Annotated in this window: 13 protein-coding genes and 1 riboswitch; of the genes, 10 read left to right on the top strand and 3 right to left on the bottom strand. The window is 57.0% G+C overall.

Annotation, left to right across the window (positions count from 1 at the left end; translation table 11 throughout):
* The first annotated feature begins 30 nt into the window (after window positions 1-30).
* From flgF to mgtE, 8 genes are all read left to right on the top strand, one after another.
* Complete coding sequence (flgF, locus tag G5168_RS09730) at window positions 31-777, top strand: flagellar basal-body rod protein FlgF (protein WP_005344530.1); 747 nt, start codon at window positions 31-33, stop codon at window positions 775-777.
* A 14-nt stretch (window positions 778-791) separates the two neighbouring features.
* The gene (gene flgG, locus G5168_RS09725; RefSeq protein ID WP_216954109.1) at window positions 792-1580 is read left to right on the top strand and encodes a flagellar basal-body rod protein FlgG; all 789 of its coding nucleotides are present in this window, start codon (window positions 792-794) and stop codon (window positions 1578-1580) included.
* A 14-nt stretch (window positions 1581-1594) separates the two neighbouring features.
* On the top strand, window positions 1595-2266 hold the full coding sequence (gene flgH, locus G5168_RS09720; RefSeq protein WP_421252152.1) for a flagellar basal body L-ring protein FlgH: 672 nt from the start codon (window positions 1595-1597) through the stop codon (window positions 2264-2266).
* An 8-nt stretch (window positions 2267-2274) separates the two neighbouring features.
* Window positions 2275-3372, top strand: a complete 1098-nt coding sequence (locus G5168_RS09715; RefSeq protein WP_227340838.1) for a flagellar basal body P-ring protein FlgI — start codon at window positions 2275-2277, stop codon at window positions 3370-3372.
* A gap of 43 nt (window positions 3373-3415) precedes the next feature.
* Window positions 3416-4489, top strand: coding sequence for a flagellar assembly peptidoglycan hydrolase FlgJ (gene flgJ, locus G5168_RS09710; RefSeq protein WP_227340837.1), 1074 nt, complete (start codon window positions 3416-3418; stop codon window positions 4487-4489).
* Between the two features lie 3 nt (window positions 4490-4492).
* The gene (locus G5168_RS09705; protein WP_421252140.1) at window positions 4493-6496 is read left to right on the top strand and encodes a FlgK family flagellar hook-associated protein; all 2004 of its coding nucleotides are present in this window, start codon (window positions 4493-4495) and stop codon (window positions 6494-6496) included.
* Window positions 6497-6500: 4 nt separating this feature from the next.
* On the top strand, window positions 6501-7709 hold the full coding sequence (gene flgL / locus G5168_RS09700; RefSeq protein WP_216954104.1) for a flagellar hook-associated protein FlgL: 1209 nt from the start codon (window positions 6501-6503) through the stop codon (window positions 7707-7709).
* A gap of 176 nt (window positions 7710-7885) precedes the next feature.
* Window positions 7886-8055, top strand: a riboswitch (M-box (ykoK) riboswitch).
* Between the two features lie 120 nt (window positions 8056-8175).
* Window positions 8176-9519, top strand: a complete 1344-nt coding sequence (mgtE, locus tag G5168_RS09695; protein ID WP_216954102.1) for a magnesium transporter — start codon at window positions 8176-8178, stop codon at window positions 9517-9519.
* Window positions 9520-9581: 62 nt separating this feature from the next.
* Here the strand turns inward: mgtE and ppx are convergent, their stop codons facing one another.
* From ppx to G5168_RS09680, 3 genes are all read right to left on the bottom strand, one after another.
* Window positions 9582-11072, bottom strand: coding sequence for an exopolyphosphatase (ppx, locus tag G5168_RS09690; protein WP_139444045.1), 1491 nt, complete (start codon window positions 11070-11072; stop codon window positions 9582-9584).
* A complete protein-coding gene (gene ppk1, locus G5168_RS09685) occupies window positions 11062-13131 on the bottom strand; it encodes a polyphosphate kinase 1 (RefSeq protein ID WP_005350671.1) in 2070 nt (689 codons plus the stop codon). The genes ppx and ppk1 overlap by 11 nt, the downstream gene beginning before the upstream one ends.
* 74 nt (window positions 13132-13205) lie before the next feature.
* Window positions 13206-13721, bottom strand: a complete 516-nt coding sequence (locus G5168_RS09680) for a glycine cleavage system protein R (protein ID WP_421252139.1) — start codon at window positions 13719-13721, stop codon at window positions 13206-13208.
* 196 nt (window positions 13722-13917) lie between these two features.
* On the opposite strand from G5168_RS09680, the gene G5168_RS09675 reads away from it, so the two are divergent.
* Together G5168_RS09675 and G5168_RS09670 are read left to right on the top strand one after the other, a co-directional pair.
* Window positions 13918-14796, top strand: coding sequence for a DUF2726 domain-containing protein (locus tag G5168_RS09675; protein WP_421231561.1), 879 nt, complete (start codon window positions 13918-13920; stop codon window positions 14794-14796).
* A 268-nt stretch (window positions 14797-15064) separates the two neighbouring features.
* Entirely contained in the window at window positions 15065-16486 is a 1422-nt protein-coding gene (locus G5168_RS09670; protein WP_421252151.1) for a sigma-54 dependent transcriptional regulator, read from the top strand.
* The last annotated feature ends 99 nt before the right edge of the window (window positions 16487-16585 follow it).

Below are 16585 nucleotides of genomic sequence, written 5' to 3'. Positions count from 1 at the left end.
GTCAGAGTCATCTGTTTGACGGAGAATCCCATGGATCACCTGCTTTATATCGCCATGTCCGGGGCCAAAGAGAACATGAACAGCCTGGCTGTTCGCGGTAATAACCTCGCCAATGCCAATACCACCGGCTTTAAATCCGATTTCGAGCAGGCCCGCAGCATGCAGGCCTTTGGTGAGGGGCTGCCCAGTCGGGTATTTGCCATGACGGAACGTCCCGGCCAGAACCTGCAGCATGGCATGTTGATGACCACGGGGAGGGATCTTGACGTGGCGGTGGATGGTCCCGGCTGGATTGCGGTGCAAGATCCGAAGGGGGGGGAGGCCTATACCCGTATGGGAAATCTGCAGGTCAATGCGACTGGCAACCTGCAGACCTCTACCGGCTTGAACGTCGTGGATGACGGTGGTCAACCCATCGTGCTGCCAATGCCGATGGAGAAGCTGGAGATTAACCGGGATGGCACCATCAGTGGCCGTCCTGAAGGGGCCGCCGCGAATTTGTCGGAAGATTTTCAGCGGATCAAACTGGTTAACCCGGCCGCCGATGCGGTAGAGAAGGGCCAGGATGGGCTTTTTCGGCGCAAAGATGGCCAGAATGAGCCTGCCTCTGCCAACGTTGGCCTGATCGCCGGCTCCCTAGAGGGGAGCAATGTCAATGTGGTGGATGAGATGACCAACCTGATCCGGTTACAACGACAGTTTGAAACCCAGGTCAAGATGATGAAAACGGCCGAAGAGAATGACGAGGCCCAAACCCAGTTGCTGCGTATCAGCTAATCAAGGAGTTACCTATGAATCCTGCACTCTGGATCAGCAAGACCGGGTTGGATGCTCAGCAGACCAATATTTCGGTCACCTCGAACAACCTGGCGAACGCCAGCACCGTTGGTTTCAAGAAATCGCGGGCCATTTTCGAGGATCTGCTCTATCAAAACATCAATCAGCCCGGCGGCCGTTCGTCGGCGGATACCGAGTTGCCCTCCGGCTTGATGCTTGGCGCGGGCGCCAAGGTGGTGGCTACCCAGAAAAACCACAGTCAGGGCAACGTACAGACTACGGATAATTCGCTGGATCTGATGATCAGTGGCCGTGGCTACTTTGAAATTCAATTGCCCGACGGCAGCCTGGCCTATACCCGTAATGGGCAATTCACCCTTAACAGCGAAGGCACCATAGTGACGCCGGGTAACGGTTATCCCCTGCAGCCAGAAATCCAGATCCCGGAAAATGCCCAGAGTGTCACTGTCGGCACTGATGGTCAGGTCTCGGTACAGCTGAAGGGGGATGGTGCTTCTCAAGTGGTCGGACAGATCACCCTGTCAGACTTTGTCAATGCCAGTGGTCTGCAGCCGATGGGTGAGAACATGTTTCTGGAAACCCAGTCCAGCGGTGCAGCCATTCAGGGAACTGCCGGGGCGGATGGCATGGGGGTCTTGAAGCAAGGGATGCTGGAAAGCTCCAACGTTAACGTCACCGAAGAGCTGGTGAATCTGATCCAGGCTCAGCGGGTCTACGAGATGAACTCTAAAGTCCTCTCTGCGGTGGATGGCATGATGTCCTTCCTGATCCAGCGGACCTAATGGGGGGAGCCATGATGAAAAGCGTATGGATGCTGGGGTTGCTGGTGTTGGGGGGGTGTAACAGTACCCCCAATACACCCAGGCCTGATGACCCCGAGTTTTCCCCCGTATACGGGGAGTCGGAGCCAGTCTCGGTGAGACCGACGGGTGCTATTTTTCAGCCGGATCAGGTTAATGGCATCTATTCGGATATCAAGGCGCACAAGGTGGGTGACATCATCACCATCGAGCTGGCCGAGTCCACTTCCGCCTCGAAGAAGGCAAATACCCAGAGTGGCAAGGATAACAAGTTCAATCTGGATCCGGTGACGCTGGGGGGCGTGCCTGTCACTGCCAGCCCCTATGATCTCTCCGCATCCATCGCTCAAAACAGTGCCTTCAAGGGGCAGGCCAAGGCGGATCAGAGCAACAGCCTGCAGGGCAATATTTCGGTCAGTGTGGCCAAGGTACTGCCCAATGGCAATCTGCTGGTACGGGGCGAGAAGTGGATCATGCTCAACAATGGCAATGAGTATATCCGTATCACAGGTCTGATTAGACCGGAGGATGTCACCTCGGATAACAGCGTGTCATCCCAGAAAGTGGCGAATGCCCGTATCTACTATGGTGGTACCGGCGATCTTGCCAATACCCAGGAACAGGGATGGCTTACCAGCTTTTTCAATGGTCCATGGTGGCCGCTCTAGGAGATGTTATGAAGTCACTCCGTTTGGTTACTCTGCTCTGCTGTCTACTGCCTTTGGGGATGGCGAATGCCGCCCGGATAAAGGACATCAGCTCAGTAGAGGGGGTGCGTAGCAACCAGTTGATCGGCTACGGTCTGGTCGTGGGTCTACCCGGTACCGGCGAGAAGAACAACGCCTTTACCGAACAGACCTTCCGCACCATGCTCAACAACTTTGGTATCAAGGTACCGGACAACATCAAACCCAAGATCAAGGATGTGGCGCCGGTGGCAATCCATGCGGATTTGCCGCCGTTTGCCAAGCCGGGCCAGACCATAGACGTCACTGTTTCTGCCATCGGTGAGGCCAAGAGCCTGCGCGGTGGTACGCTGCTGCAGAGTTTCCTGAAAGGGCTGGATGGGCGGGTCTATGCAGTCGCACAGGGCAGCCTGGTGGTAGGCGGGCTGGGTGCCGAGGGGGCTGATGGCTCCAAGGTAGTGGTCAATACTCCGACCGTCGGCCGGATTGCCAATGGTGCAACCGTAGAGCGAGAGGTGCCCAACTCATTTAGTCAGGGAGATACGATTACCTTCAACCTCAACCGCCCCGACTTTACTACTGCGCGTCGGCTGGCTGACGTAGTCAACGATCTGGTGGGGCCCAATACCGCTCAGGCTCTGGATGCCACCTCGGTCAAGGTCTATGCCCCGCGGGATCCGGGCCAGCGAGTCTCCTATCTGGCGACTATCGAGAACCTGGAGGTGGACCCGGCCAACGAGGCGGCCAAGATCATCGTCAACTCCCGCACCGGCACCATCGTTATCGGCAGTCAGGTGAAGCTCAAACCGGCGGCCATCAGCCACGGAGGCCTGACGGTGACCATAGCCGAAAACCAGCAGGTCTCTCAACCCAACCCGCTGGCAGGGGGCGAGACCACGGTCACCAACAACTCGACCATCAATGTCCAGCAGGAGCCCGGGCGGATGTTCAAGTTTGATACCGGTGCGACTCTGGACGATCTGGTCCGAGCGGTCAATCAGGTCGGGGTCGCCCCCGGTGATTTGATGGCTATCCTTGAGGCGCTGCAGCAGGCAGGTGCCATCGAGGGGCAACTGGTCATATTGTAACTGGCGGCAAGTGATTGCCACGGGTGGCAATGAGGTAAGCAAAATGGCGGAGTTTGACACCAACAGCGGCATGAATCTCGGGGTGGTGCAGGATATCAAGAACCTGGACCGTCTGCGCCAGATGAGCCACAGCAAAGAGGGACAGGCCGGGGCACTGCAGGGGGCTGCGCGCCAGTTCGAGTCAATCTTTACCCAGATGTTGTTTCAGAGCATGCGTCAGGCCAACGGGGTGTTGACTCAGGACAACCCGATGAACAGCAGCTATACCCAGTTCTATGAAGGGATGCTGGATGAACAGCGAGTGGCAGACATGTCCAGCAAGGGGGGGCTTGGATTGGCTGATATGGTGGCTAGGCAGCTCTCACCGGCGACATTTGTCCATCAGGATGGCCGGGTGCTCAAGATGCCGCAACGGACGGAACGGGTCTATAAACCCTACGAGCCACCCAAGACGGCTGCCACTGATTTGATCTCGGCATCAAAAGTTGGCAAAGATTTTGCTGAAAAAGAGATGACCGAGGGGGTCAAGGAGAGCCACGCACTCACTATGCCCCGTCGACCGCACCGCAGCATTCCGCCCATGGGACGCATGGCCAGCGAAGAGGGCAGTGCCGCCAGTAGTGGGGGCAAAGAGTTCGATACGCCGGAAGAGTTCGTTAATCGCCTGATGCCGCTGGCCAAGAAAGCGGCCGACAAGTTGGGGTTAAGCCCGGCGGTACTGGTCGCTCAGGCGGCATTGGAGAGCGGCTGGGGCAAACGGGTGATCAAGGATGGTGAAGGGCAGATGACCCATAACCTGTTTGGCATCAAGGCCGATCCTCGCTGGGAAGGGCCCAAGGCGGTAGTCAGCACCCTGGAATATGAAGAGGGAGTGGCGTCCCGCCAGAAAGCGGCGTTTCGTTCCTATGGCTCGTTTGAAGAGAGCTTCAACGACTATGTGGACTTTCTCACCTCCGGTTCCCGCTACAAGGGGGCCCTGGCCAGAGTGGACAGTCCGGATCGCTACTTCGAGGCGCTGCAACAGGCGGGTTATGCCACCGACCCGCACTATGCCAGAAAACTGAAACAGGTATTGCGCAGTGATGCCATTGCCCGATACAACGAGATGGAGCTGTAACATATGGCAAGCGATCTGCTTGGAATTGGTACATCGGGCGTGCTGGCACAGCAGCGCCTGCTGCAGAGCACCAGTAACAATATCGTAAACGTCAATAGCCAGGGCTATGTGCGTGAGCGTACGCTGGTGTTTACCAATGCCATCGGTCTTGGCACCGGTGACATCAGGACCGAGCGGGTAATCAACAGCTATATGCAGGGAGAAGTGCGTCGCGATACCTCTGCCTTTTACGCATCCCTGACTCATTACGAGCAGCTGGCCGGCGTGGATCGCCTGCTGGGAGATAGCAGCAATAGCGTAGGGGAGACTATCACCTCTTATTTCAAGTCCTTTCATTCGGCAAATGAATCACCCGCCGAGATCGGTGGCCGCAAGGTAGTGATGACGGAGCTGAGCGGTATGGTGAACCGCTTTCACACACTCTCGGCCCAGCTCGACAAGCAGAGCGATACCCTCAACACCCGTATTGAAGATGAGACCAAGCAGGTCAACAGTCTGCTCACCAGCATCAATGATCTCAACCAGGCGATCATCCGTACTCAGGGGTCTCCCGAAGAGAACCTGATGCTGTTTGATCAGCGTGACGAGGCGATCAGGCAGCTCTCCGAGAAGATGGATATCCGTACCGTAACCCAGGCTAACGGCAGCGTATTGGTCAATATGAGCACTGGTCATTCGCTGATCCTGGATGGGGGCGTTGCCCAGTTCAAGGTGGTGGCGGGCGATCCCGATTCCCGTGATCAGGAGTTGCAGCTGACTCTTGGCGACAATCAGGCTCTCATCGATCACGATACCTTCGGGGGGGCCATGGGAGGGCTGTTCAAGGCGCGTACCGACCTGGAGCCGACCAAGCGTGAACTGGGCCAGCTGGCCGTTGCGATGGCGGATGCCATGAACCAGCAAAACCGTCTCGGGATGGATCTGGACAACGAGTTGGGCAGCGATATTTTCACCCTGCCAACCAGCAAGGGATTGCCTTATGGCGACAACACAGGGTCGGTCGGAGCGAATGTCAGCTTTGTACCCGGCAAAGGAAGCTCTGTAACCCCCTTCGACTATGAAGTGCGCTTTAGCAGTGCGACCGGATATGAAGTGTTCTCGCTGGACAAATCTGGTAATCGCACCTCTGTGGCGACGGGCACCACGCCGCCAGCAACGTTTGAACTGGCTGGCCACGGGATCTCGATCGATCTCACCGGTACGCCAGCGGCAGGAGACAAGCTGCTGCTGCAACCAACCAAGGGGGCTGCTGCCGGGCTGGCTCAGCAGATCAACCGGCCGGAAGACCTGGCCTTGGCTGCACCTCTCAAAGTACAGAAGACTACCAACAACATCGGCAGTGCAGACATCAAGCTCGATGGCATCTTCAATACCGGAACGGGTTCCGGTTTTGGTACCAACAGTCTGGATCCCGCCGCTCCCCAGATCGTCAAGATCGGCAATAACGGCAATTATGAGGTGTATGCCGGTGATAGCACTACCTTGATCGGTGTCGCGCCGGCAGCCAGCAAAGGGCAGAATTTGATGGCCTCGATAGTAAACCCCTTTCCGGGTGGGCCTGCGGTCTACAGCAACCCGAAACAGAGCCCGGGCTACGAGTTCAGCATTACCGGCACGGTAGAACAAACCGACAGCTTCCAGCTTAGTTACAACACCAATGGTTTTGCTGATAACAGCAATGGTCTGGCAATGGCTGAGTTGCATAACAAGGATCTGGTACGCAAAAGCACCAATGGTGGTACCACCAACGACAAGATGACCTTTAACCAGGCTTACTCCGGGTTGGTGATGGAAGTGGGTAACAATACCAGTCAGGCAAAAACCCTGCTCAAGGCTAATGAATCCAAGCTGATCCAGAGTACCGGGATCTACGAGAGCGTCTCCGGGGTCAATCTGGAGGAGGAAGCGGCCAATCTGATCCGTTTCCAGCAATCTTACGCGGCATCCGCGCAGGTGGTCAGTACGGCCAAAACCATCTTCGATACACTGCTTTCGTCCGTGAGGTAACGTCATGCGCATCACTACAAACATGATCTACGATCGGAATCTTTACTCCCTCACCAATACCAACGAGCGACTGGACAAGGCCTATCAGCAGCTGCAAACCGGCAACAAGTTTCAGAGCGCCGGTGAGGATCCGGCAGGCATGAGCCAGAAGATGGCGCTGACCAAAGAGATTGAACTGTTTAAACAGTACGGGGTGAATGGCAGTTTGCTGCAGAACAGTCTGGGGCATGAAGAGACGGTATTGGACTCTCTCAATACTGCGATGCTCAGTGCCCAGACCCTGATCCAGAAATCCAATAATGGTGCCATTAGCCTGGATGACCGAAAGGCCATTGCCAGCGAACTGGAAGGGTTGCAGCAGCAAATGTTTGACCTGATGAACAGCAAGAACTCATCGGGTGAATTTATTTTCGGGGGCAATCAGAGCAAGACCCAGCCCTATGTGAAAGATGCCAACGGTAAATACATTTATCAGGGAGATCCTGGCCAGCGAAATATTCAGGTATCGCCCACAGTGCAAATTGCTGCCAATGACTCCGGACAAGATCTGTTTGAAATCGTAGCAACCAGAAGAACCGCCAGTGCCACCAGTGCGAATATCAAGGTCGGGGTCGGGGATCAGGGGGATTTTGATAATTTCTATAAATCCAGTTACGACCCGGCACTGCCCAGCAACACCTACACAGTCTCCACCACAATTGGCCCGCCCGATACCTATGATATCAAGGATGCGGGTGGCAATACCCTGCAGACAGGTAATTACACTCCCGGTACCAAAATACCGTTCAATGGTCTCGAACTGACACTGGATCAGCCTGCAGGTGGTGCAGCACAGCAGTTTGCTCTCAATCCTCCCAAGAATGACAACGTGTTGAACGGGATGTCAGACTTCATTACGGCTCTGCGTGATCCCAATATTTCAGCCGAGAGTTTTGAGCAAAAAGTGGCCGATGCCACCGTTCATATGAAAAATGCCCGTTTGAACATTGATCATGGGCTGGGTGAACTGGGTGGCCGGATGAACAGTCTGGAGCAGGTGATGGGTTCCAACGAGGGGTTGAGCACCCTCAATGCCGAGGCGAGAGCCAAGGTGTCGGAAGCCGATCTCTATGAGGTAATTTCAGCACTGTCAAAAGAGGATGCGGCATTGAGTGCCTCGCAGCTCTCGTTCAGCAAAATAAGTCGTCTGACGCTATTTGACTATATTCGCTAAGAAAAGGCCCCTATGGGGCCTTTTTGCTATGCATCCCCGGCAGATTTCCCCTGATATGTTCCGACAATTGTAACAAGCTGTTGCCATACCCTGTTTCCTGGTTGAGGCGGGGTTGACCTCCCTGTGGGATTGGATAATCATGCCGCCCGCACAACAGAGGGTTGTGCATATTATTTGCAGCATCTCGTTAGGCGAGGCTCCTGTATAAACACAGGCCACTGATCTCACGACGTCCAGAGACGCCCAAGATCAGGACAGTTTTCATCGGATTAAGGTGTAAACCCAAGTGGCTTCCGGCATGCCGGATACGTTATGCAGTGCTAAAGCTGGTACGTGGGGATGATGACACGCCGAACGGCGTCATTTCCTGCCTATTACTCGTCAATCAAATTGCTGTTTTCTTTCAGACAGCGAACGGTCTCCGCTCGCGCTCAGGCTTGCCTGAAATCACATGAGGTTCTTTGTGATGAAGAAAACACACACCATTCTCAACCGTCATCAACTGCTCGATCTCGCCAGCCTGCAAGGCTGGCTGGAACACAATCTGGATCCGGTTCAGCGCGCCGATCAGCTGCTGACCCTGCGTCCGGAAGAGCTCAACTGCATCTTTGACACCTTGCCTGCGTCAGAAGGGGCAGAACTGATCGCTTCTCTCTCCGCAGAGAGTGCCGGTCGCCTTTTGCTGCGGCTCCATGGCAGCATCGTCAGCGTGTTGCAGGAGGCTATTCCCCGTCGCGAAATGGTGGCTATCCTGCGCAAACTGAGTCGTCAGGATCGCACCATGTTGCTGGCTCGCTTCCCGACCCAGGCGCAGGCCATCTACTACTCACTGCTGGATTGGCCGCCTGAGTCCGTCGGGGCCAATATGCGCCACGAGTATCTGGCAGTGAGCGAACAGGATTCCGTCGGCAAGGCCAAGCAGCTGATCCACGATGCCTGGGACAATGCCCAGCTGTTCCGCCACATCTATGTGGTCAACGTGGATGGCCGTCTACAGGGGAGTATCTCGCTCAAGAGCTTGCTGATTGCTGACCCCGAGGCCAGTGTCGCTAACCTGATGGACCGAGAGACGGTGCGGATCAACGCTCGGGCTGATCAGGAGCTGGCGGCGCGCCTGCTGATCGACCGCGACCTGTCGGTATTGCCGGTCGAGGATCAGGGGCGACTGGTCGGTATTTTCCACGTCGATGATGCCGCCGACATCCTGGAGCTTGAATCTACCGAGGATGCCGAGATGCAGGGTGGCTCATCACCGCTCGATACCCCTTACTTGCAGGCGACCCCCTGGCAGTTGTGGCGCAAACGGGTGGGCTGGCTGCTTATCCTGTTCGTGGCGGAAGCTTACACCGGCACCGTGCTGCGGGCATTCGAGGAGCAGCTGGAAGCCGCCATCGCGCTGGCCTTCTTCATTCCGCTCCTGATCGGTACTGGCGGTAACAGCGGCACCCAGATCACCACCACCATAGTACGTGCCATGGCGGTCGGGGAGGTGAGTCTGCGCAATCTCGGCACCGTGCTGAAAAAGGAGCTCTCCACCGGTCTGCTCATCTCGGGGGCCATTGCCATGGCGGCCTGGGTACGGGCATGGAGTCTCGGCGTCGGTCCCCAGATTGGCATGGTGGTGACCTTTACTATCATCGCCATCGTGCTCTGGAGTGCCACGGTCGCATCCATTATTCCCATGGTGCTGCGTCGTTTCCGCATCGATCCGGCGGTGGTCTCTGCACCCTTCATCGCGACGCTGGTGGATGGTACCGGCCTTATCATCTACTTCGAGATGGCCAAGCTGTTGCTGCCCGAGTTGCAGTAACCGGGAGATTGAGATGCAAAAGGCAGCCATTGGGCTGCCTTTTGCATTTATCTTTTTCCGGTTTAGCCGAGCTGGAACAACAGTGGCCAGCCCTGCTCCTGGCAATAACGATGCTCCTTCTCCAGATTCTGCATCAGGAGACGGTTCTCCTCGCACCAGTCAATCGGCAGGGTCACGACCAGCTGATCCCCTTGTACCGCGACTTTCCACTCGGGCAGCAGGTTGTCCTGGCGCTTGTGGTGAGCGGCGACTGCGAGGCGCAAGATGCGGATGCAACGCAGCACCGTTTGCATGTCGTGGTTGGGTAGGGGCGGCAGCTCGGAGAGCTTGAGCCCCTTGCGCTGAAAGCGTACCAGCGCTGCCAGCAGGGCCTGATCGTCCTGGTTGAAGCCAGGCAGGTCGGTGTGTTGCAGGATATAGGCTGAGTGGCGATGAATGCCGCTGTAGTTGATGGCAAGGCCGATTTCGTGCAGCCGCGCTGCCCAGCCGAGGATGGCGCGATAGGGCTCAATCTCCATCTGCCAGGGCTCTTGCAGGGCATCAAACAGGGTCAGCACGCTCTGCTCAACCCGGGCTGCTTGTTTGCGGTCCATCCGGTAGTGGGTGCCGAGCGCCTGCGCGGTACGCTCGCGAATATCGTGGTGCTGCAAGCGTTCCTCGAATTCATAAAGCAACCCTTCGCGCAGCGCACCATCGGAGTAGTCGAGCCGCTCTATGGGCAGCGAGGTAAACAGCCCGAGCAGGATGGCGACCGCAGCGGCAAACACCTCCTGACGCTCCTCGGTAAGCCCGACCAGTTTGAGGTTATCGACTCGCTTGCGCTCAATCATCAGCGCCTTGAGCCGCTCCAGCCCCTCCAGCGTAATGCTGCCGTCAGTCAGCCCTTCCCCCTGCAGCACGTCGCGCACGGTACGAATGGAGCCTGAGCTGCCAAGGCAGCTCTGCCAGCCCAGCTTGCGGTACTGGTTGACGATGGGGGCGAGTTGGTGCTGCGCCTCTAGCACGGCATTGGTGAAGTGTTTGTCGCTCAGCTTGCCGCTGGCGAAGAAGCTTTGGGTAAAGCTGACGCAGCCCATCTTGCGACTGGTGAGGGCCTTGTGTTCAAACCCTTCACCGATGATGAGTTCGGTGCTGCCGCCGCCGATATCGATCACCAGTACCTGACCCTCGATATGCTGGGTATGGGCGACACCCTGATAGATGAGGCGTGCTTCTTCCTGCCCGCTGATGATCTCGATGGGGTGGTTGAGCACCTTGGCTGCTTCACTCACAAATTCGCGGGCGTTGCTGGCACGGCGCAATGTGTAGGTACCGGCGATGCGGATCTGATCCGGTTTGATGTTGGTGAGCCGCTCGGCAAACAGCGACAGACAGGCGAGGCCGCGTTCCATCGCCTCCGGGCTCATGCGTTTTTGCTCATCCATCCCTTCCGCCAGCCGCACTCGCTCCTTGATGCGATCGACGATGCGAAAACGCCCTTCGCTCAGATGGGCGATCACCATATGAAAACTGTTGGAGCCGAGATCCACGGCGGCATAGAGACTATTGTCCATTGTTTGACTCGATACGTTTGAGATAGTCGTAAATCGCCACCTGAGAGCGGATCTTGCGGCGGTTGCCCCGCTTCACATATTCGTTCTGCTGGTCGGCATCAATGACCCGCGCCTTGCAGGTATCACTCAGTTGTAGTTCGAGAATGTCCATGATGCGCTGCTTGAGCCGCTCATCATAAATGGGGGTGCCCACCTCAATACGGCCGTCGATATTGCGGCTCATCCAGTCAGCGCTGGAGATATAGAGCTGGGGGTTGCCCTTGTTGTGGAACACCATCACCCGCGGGTGCTCGAGGAAGCGGTCGATGATGCTGATCACCTTGATGTTGTCACTGAGGCCAGGTACGCCCGGACGCAGGGCGCACATGCCACGGATGATCATCTGGATCGGCACCCCGGCCTGCCCGGCGGCATAGAGGCGGTTGATGAGATCCTTGTCCACCAGATTGTTGATCTTGAGGATGATGCCGCTCGGCTGGCCCGCCTTGGCGTTGGAGAGCTCGTTGTCGATGAGGCGATAGAGCTGACGGCGGCTGTTGATGGGGGAGACCAGCAGGTGGTTGAATTTGTAACGCTTATAGGGGTACTCGATGTATTCAAATACCCCTTCCACTTCGGCGGTGATATCCGGATTGCGGGTCAGCAGCGAGAAGTCGGTGTAGATCTTGGCGGTCTTCTCGTTGAAGTTGCCGGTACCGATATGGGCATAGCGCACCGCCTCGCCATTTTCGTGGCGGGTGATGAGGCAGAGCTTGGAGTGGATCTTGAGGCTCGGTACCCCGAATACCACCTTGACCCCGGCATCGGTGAGAATATTGGCCCAGTCGATGTTGGCCGCCTCGTCGAAACGGGCGCGCAGCTCGACCACCACGGTCACCTTCTTGCCGTTGTTGGCGGCATCGATGAGGGAGTGGATGATCCGCGACTTCTTGGCCACCCGATAAATGTTGATGCGAATGGCGCTGACCGCCGGGTCGAACGCCGCCTGGCGCACCAGCTCGGTGAAGTGGTGGAATTTGTGGTACGGGTAGTAGAGCAGGATATCCTGCTTGGTAATCGCATCGAAGGCGTTGACGAAGCCGTCAAAATCGCGGCAATCCAGCGCCGGCAGCTTGGGGTTTTCCAGATAGTCACGGCCCACGTTGGGGAAGCCGATGAAATCCTTGAAGTTGTGATAGCGTCCGCCCGGCATGATGGCGTCGTAGGAGCTGATCTGCAGCTTGAGTTTCAGGAAGCTTATCATGGCAGCGGGCATCTCCCGCTCGTAGACGAAGCGCACCGGCATGGCGGTGAGGCGCTGCTTCAAGCCATCACTCATCTTGTCCACCAGGCTCAAGTCCAGCTGGTCGGAGAGATCATATTCGGCATCCCGGGTCAGCTTCACCGCATAGGCGGCAATCTCGTCGTAGTCGAAGAAGCCCTTGAAGATCTCGTCGAGGCAGAAGCGGATGACGTTATCCAGAATGATGATCTGCTTCTTGCGGCGGGTCCCTTCCGGCGGCAGCTGGAAGAAGCGGGGCAGGTCGTCGGTCGGCACTTCCACCAGGGCGTACTGGATCACCTGACCGTTCTTCTTCATCTCGATGGCCAGATAGGTGTACTCATCCTTGAGGAATTTGACCGGATTGACCTCTTTGTTGAGCAGGATCGGGATGATGTGACGCAGCACCTTCTCCTTGAAGAAGACCCGCAGCCACTTCTGAATGGCATCGGAGAGCTGGTTCTCGTTGACCAGGAAGATGTTGTGGCGAGCCAGCGCAATCAACAGCTCCTTGTAGGTGTTGTCGAACGCCTCACCGAGCGCCATCACTTTTTGCTGGATGGCGCGCAGCAGCACTTTCGCTTCATCGTCGCCACCATGTACTTCATTGATGAGGATGCGACGCTTGACGTCCGATACCCGTACCTTGAAGAACTCATCCTGGTTGGAGGAGAAGATCCCCAGAAAACGAACCCGCTCGATGAGGGGCACCGTCTTGTCCATTGCCTCTTGCAACACCCGTTCATTGAATGAGAGCCAGCTCAGCTCTTTCTCTTCATACTGCTTGTCGGTGCTCATCTTGTGCCTCTGTTTCAGGTCGCGTCTGCGCGGCAGTTATGGCGTTAATATATGACAAATAAATGACAGTATTGTTACTGCTCGCTGAACGCTTCGTCGATGTCGACCACCAGATCGTCGGAGAGGGATTCCAGCGCGGTGATAAGCGTATCCATCGCGAGCCCGTCGGGCAGGGCAACCAGCGCATGGGCATAGAAGAGAGGGGCGCCGGAGTGGGGCGCCGGTTCACAGCCAGTGGTGAGATCGGCCACGTTGATCTCGAGCTGGCGCAGGATGCTGGCAACTTCGTGGACGATACCGGGGCGGTCGTTGCCGGTCACTGTCATCATGACTTGATGGGCTGGCTCGGCGGTAGGTGTCCCTTCGGCAAAGCTGATGGTCAGACCCGGTAGCAGGGCCAGTGCTTCGCACAGGCTGCGATAGTGCTCATCGGGGACAGAGACATGGAGGATACCGGCAAACTGTCCCGCCAGTTCGCTCATGGCGCTGCCCAGCCAGTTGCCCTGCTCGCTGCTGATGACTGCAGCCAGACTCTCGACGATCCCGGGTTTGTCTGCACCGATCACGGTGACCACCAATTGCTTTTGCATCCTGCTCTCCTTGAAATGGGATTTCTTGCTCTATCCCTATTGTGCCTGCTGGGGCTGGTCATATGAACCCCCGCCTGCTGACAAATAGATAAAAAGACGGGACTTTTCACTTTCTATACACGGGTCTGCTGCCTTGCTCCGTGGCGGCTGTGGTAAAGTAATTCCCCTTTCGTGTCGTGAACTGGATCGTGCTCTCATGAATACCCTTGTCCTATCGGGATTGCTGTTGCTGGCGCTGCTTGTGCTGGCGATCTTCTGGAGCAGAGGCAGACAGCAAAAGCGCCTGCCCTATGATGTGCAGGAGACCCTGTTCAGTCCCGCCGAACGATCGTTCCTCGCGGTGCTGGATCTGGCGGTGGGTGACAAGGCCCGGGTCTTTGCCAAGGTAAGAGTGGCCGATGTGCTGACGCCGCAGGCCGGGATCGGCAAGAGCAAATGGCAGCAGCACTTCAACAAGATCAGCGCCAAGCATTTCGACTATCTGCTTTGCCACCCTTCTGATCTCTCCTTTATCTGTGCCATCGAACTCGATGACAGCTCCCACCGCCATCAGAAGCGCAAGGCGCGGGATCTCTTTCTGAAAACCGCCTGCGACAGCGCCGGTCTGCCCTTGCTACAGATCCCGGCAAGTGCCAGCTATCTGGTGGAAGAGCTGCGCGAACAGATCCTGCCGCTGCTGGTCAAAACCAGCGAACCCTTGATTGACGATCTGCCGCACGGGGCGCGCCGCGAGCCGACGTTCAACCCTCTGCTGCTGGATGGTGTGGATGTTGGTGCCGGGATGCGTGGCCGCACTGCCCATGCCGAGGCTGTCTCGTCCTCGTCGCTCCACGAACCTGCCATCCGGGCCAAGGGGATGGTGGAGACACCACAGAGTGAGGGTGAGCTGGTCGATGGACTGTTCGCCGATGTAGAGGAGGACGAGGAGCTCGAGGTGCAGCATTGCCCCCGTTGCGATGCGCCGCTGGTGGAGCGGGAGGCGAAAAAAGGCCCCCACGCCGGTCGACTCTTCCTGGCCTGTAGTCGTTTTCCCGAGTGTCGTTATGCGGCGCCGCATCACCACCACAGCCACTGAGTTCATCTGACCGTGCTGCATGCTGCCCTCTGACGAGGGCAGTTTTCTTTCCGCCATTGGCGGCGTTTGCTAGCGGCGCCAATGCAGAAAATTCCTCGGCAAAATTTATCTAATCTCCCGTTTCTATCGATACACTTAGCCTGAATACGACAATTTTTGACAATGTGTCGGTTTTTTGGCACTTTGTGTGCCTGCAAAAAGACAGTCAGTAGCTGTTTTATTACTAAATAAAACAATAAGTTAGTTCAGGATATCGCGAGGGATGGATATGGTGGAGATGGGCGTGTTGATTGTTGATGCCGATGCGCAGCGGCGCCAGCAGTTGGGAACCGTGCTCTCGTTTATGGGGATCCTGTGGCAGGATGTCGCAGAAGGGGACCTGGATGTCGCCATCGAATCTTCTGGCCCACTGCAAGGGGTGCTGGTGGGTGAACTGGCAGGTCGCACCTTGCCCGAGTTAGTTGCCGCTTTCCCTCGTACCCCCTTTATCTCGCTGGTTGAGGCGGAACTGCCCAACAGCAACTTTATCGGGGTCGCGCTCTCGCCTTTTACCTATGAATCCCTCACCCGTCATCTGCACTTCTGTCAGGCTTTTGTCTCTCTCCATCCCCGTCAACAGACCCACGACAAGGGGCAGACGTTGCTGCGTTTGCTGGTGGGCAAAGGGAAGGGGATCCAGGAGGTTCGCCGCCTCATCAGCCAGGTGGCCGAGACCGATGCCAACGTGCTGATCCTTGGTGAATCGGGAACCGGCAAAGAAGTGGTGGCCCGTGCCATTCACGAACTCTCGGCCCGCAGTAGTGGCCCCTTTGTGCCTATCAACTGTGGTGCCATTCCTGCCGAGTTGCTTGAGAGCGAACTGTTCGGTCACGAGAAGGGAGCCTTTACCGGCGCCATCGCAGCTCGTCGCGGTCGTTTCGAGCTGGCGCAGGGTGGCACCCTGTTCCTCGACGAGATTGGCGACATGCCGATGCCGATGCAGGTCAAACTGCTGCGGGTATTGCAGGAGCGGCTGTTCGACAGGGTCGGTGGTGGCAAGCCCATTCAGGCCGATGTGCGCATCATTGCGGCGACCCATCGGGATCTGGAGGCATTGATCCGCAGTCAGGGTTTTCGTGAAGATCTCTACTACCGCCTCAACGTCTTCCCCATTGAGACCCCGCCACTGCGGGATCGCATCGATGACATTCCGCTGCTGCTGCAGGAGTTGCTCAACCGTCACGCGGAGCAGCACCACAGTGTGATCCGTCTGACCCAGCGGGCGCTGGAGTCGCTGATGCAGTACCCCTGGCCGGGCAATGTGCGCGAGCTTTCCAACCTGCTGGAGCGGCTGCTTATCCTCTACCCGCAACAGATCGTCGATGTGGCGGATCTGCCGAGTCGTTATCGTCTGTTGCCGAGCGAGCCGCGGGATGAGCGGCTGACCGAGATGGATGAGCGGGATGCGCTGGCGGCGGTGTTCCAGGAGCCGCCGGAGCTGGATCACCCCCTCGCCTCTGCCCGCACCATGCAACTGCCGGAGGAGGGGGTCAATCTCAAGGAGATGCTGGCCGACCTTGAAGTGGAGCTGATCCGCCAGGCGCTGGAGTCGCAGGACGGGGTGGTGGCCCGCGCCGCCGATCTGCTCGGCATGCGCCGTACCACCCTGGTAGAGAAGATGAAAAAGTACGGGATGAGCAAGGACGTTTAAGGGTCAAAGCCTTGACGTTAACATGCAATCTATTGCTTTAATTGAAATAATTTAGTGGCATGGAAATTGAATAACCTGACCCAATAGCCAGTTTGAGGT

The organism is Aeromonas sp. 600724 (assembly GCF_049175135.1).
GTDB lineage: Bacteria > Pseudomonadota > Gammaproteobacteria > Enterobacterales > Aeromonadaceae > Aeromonas > Aeromonas veronii_A.
Note: the sequence above shows the minus strand (reverse complement) of the source record. Positions and strands in the feature narration are given on the sequence as shown.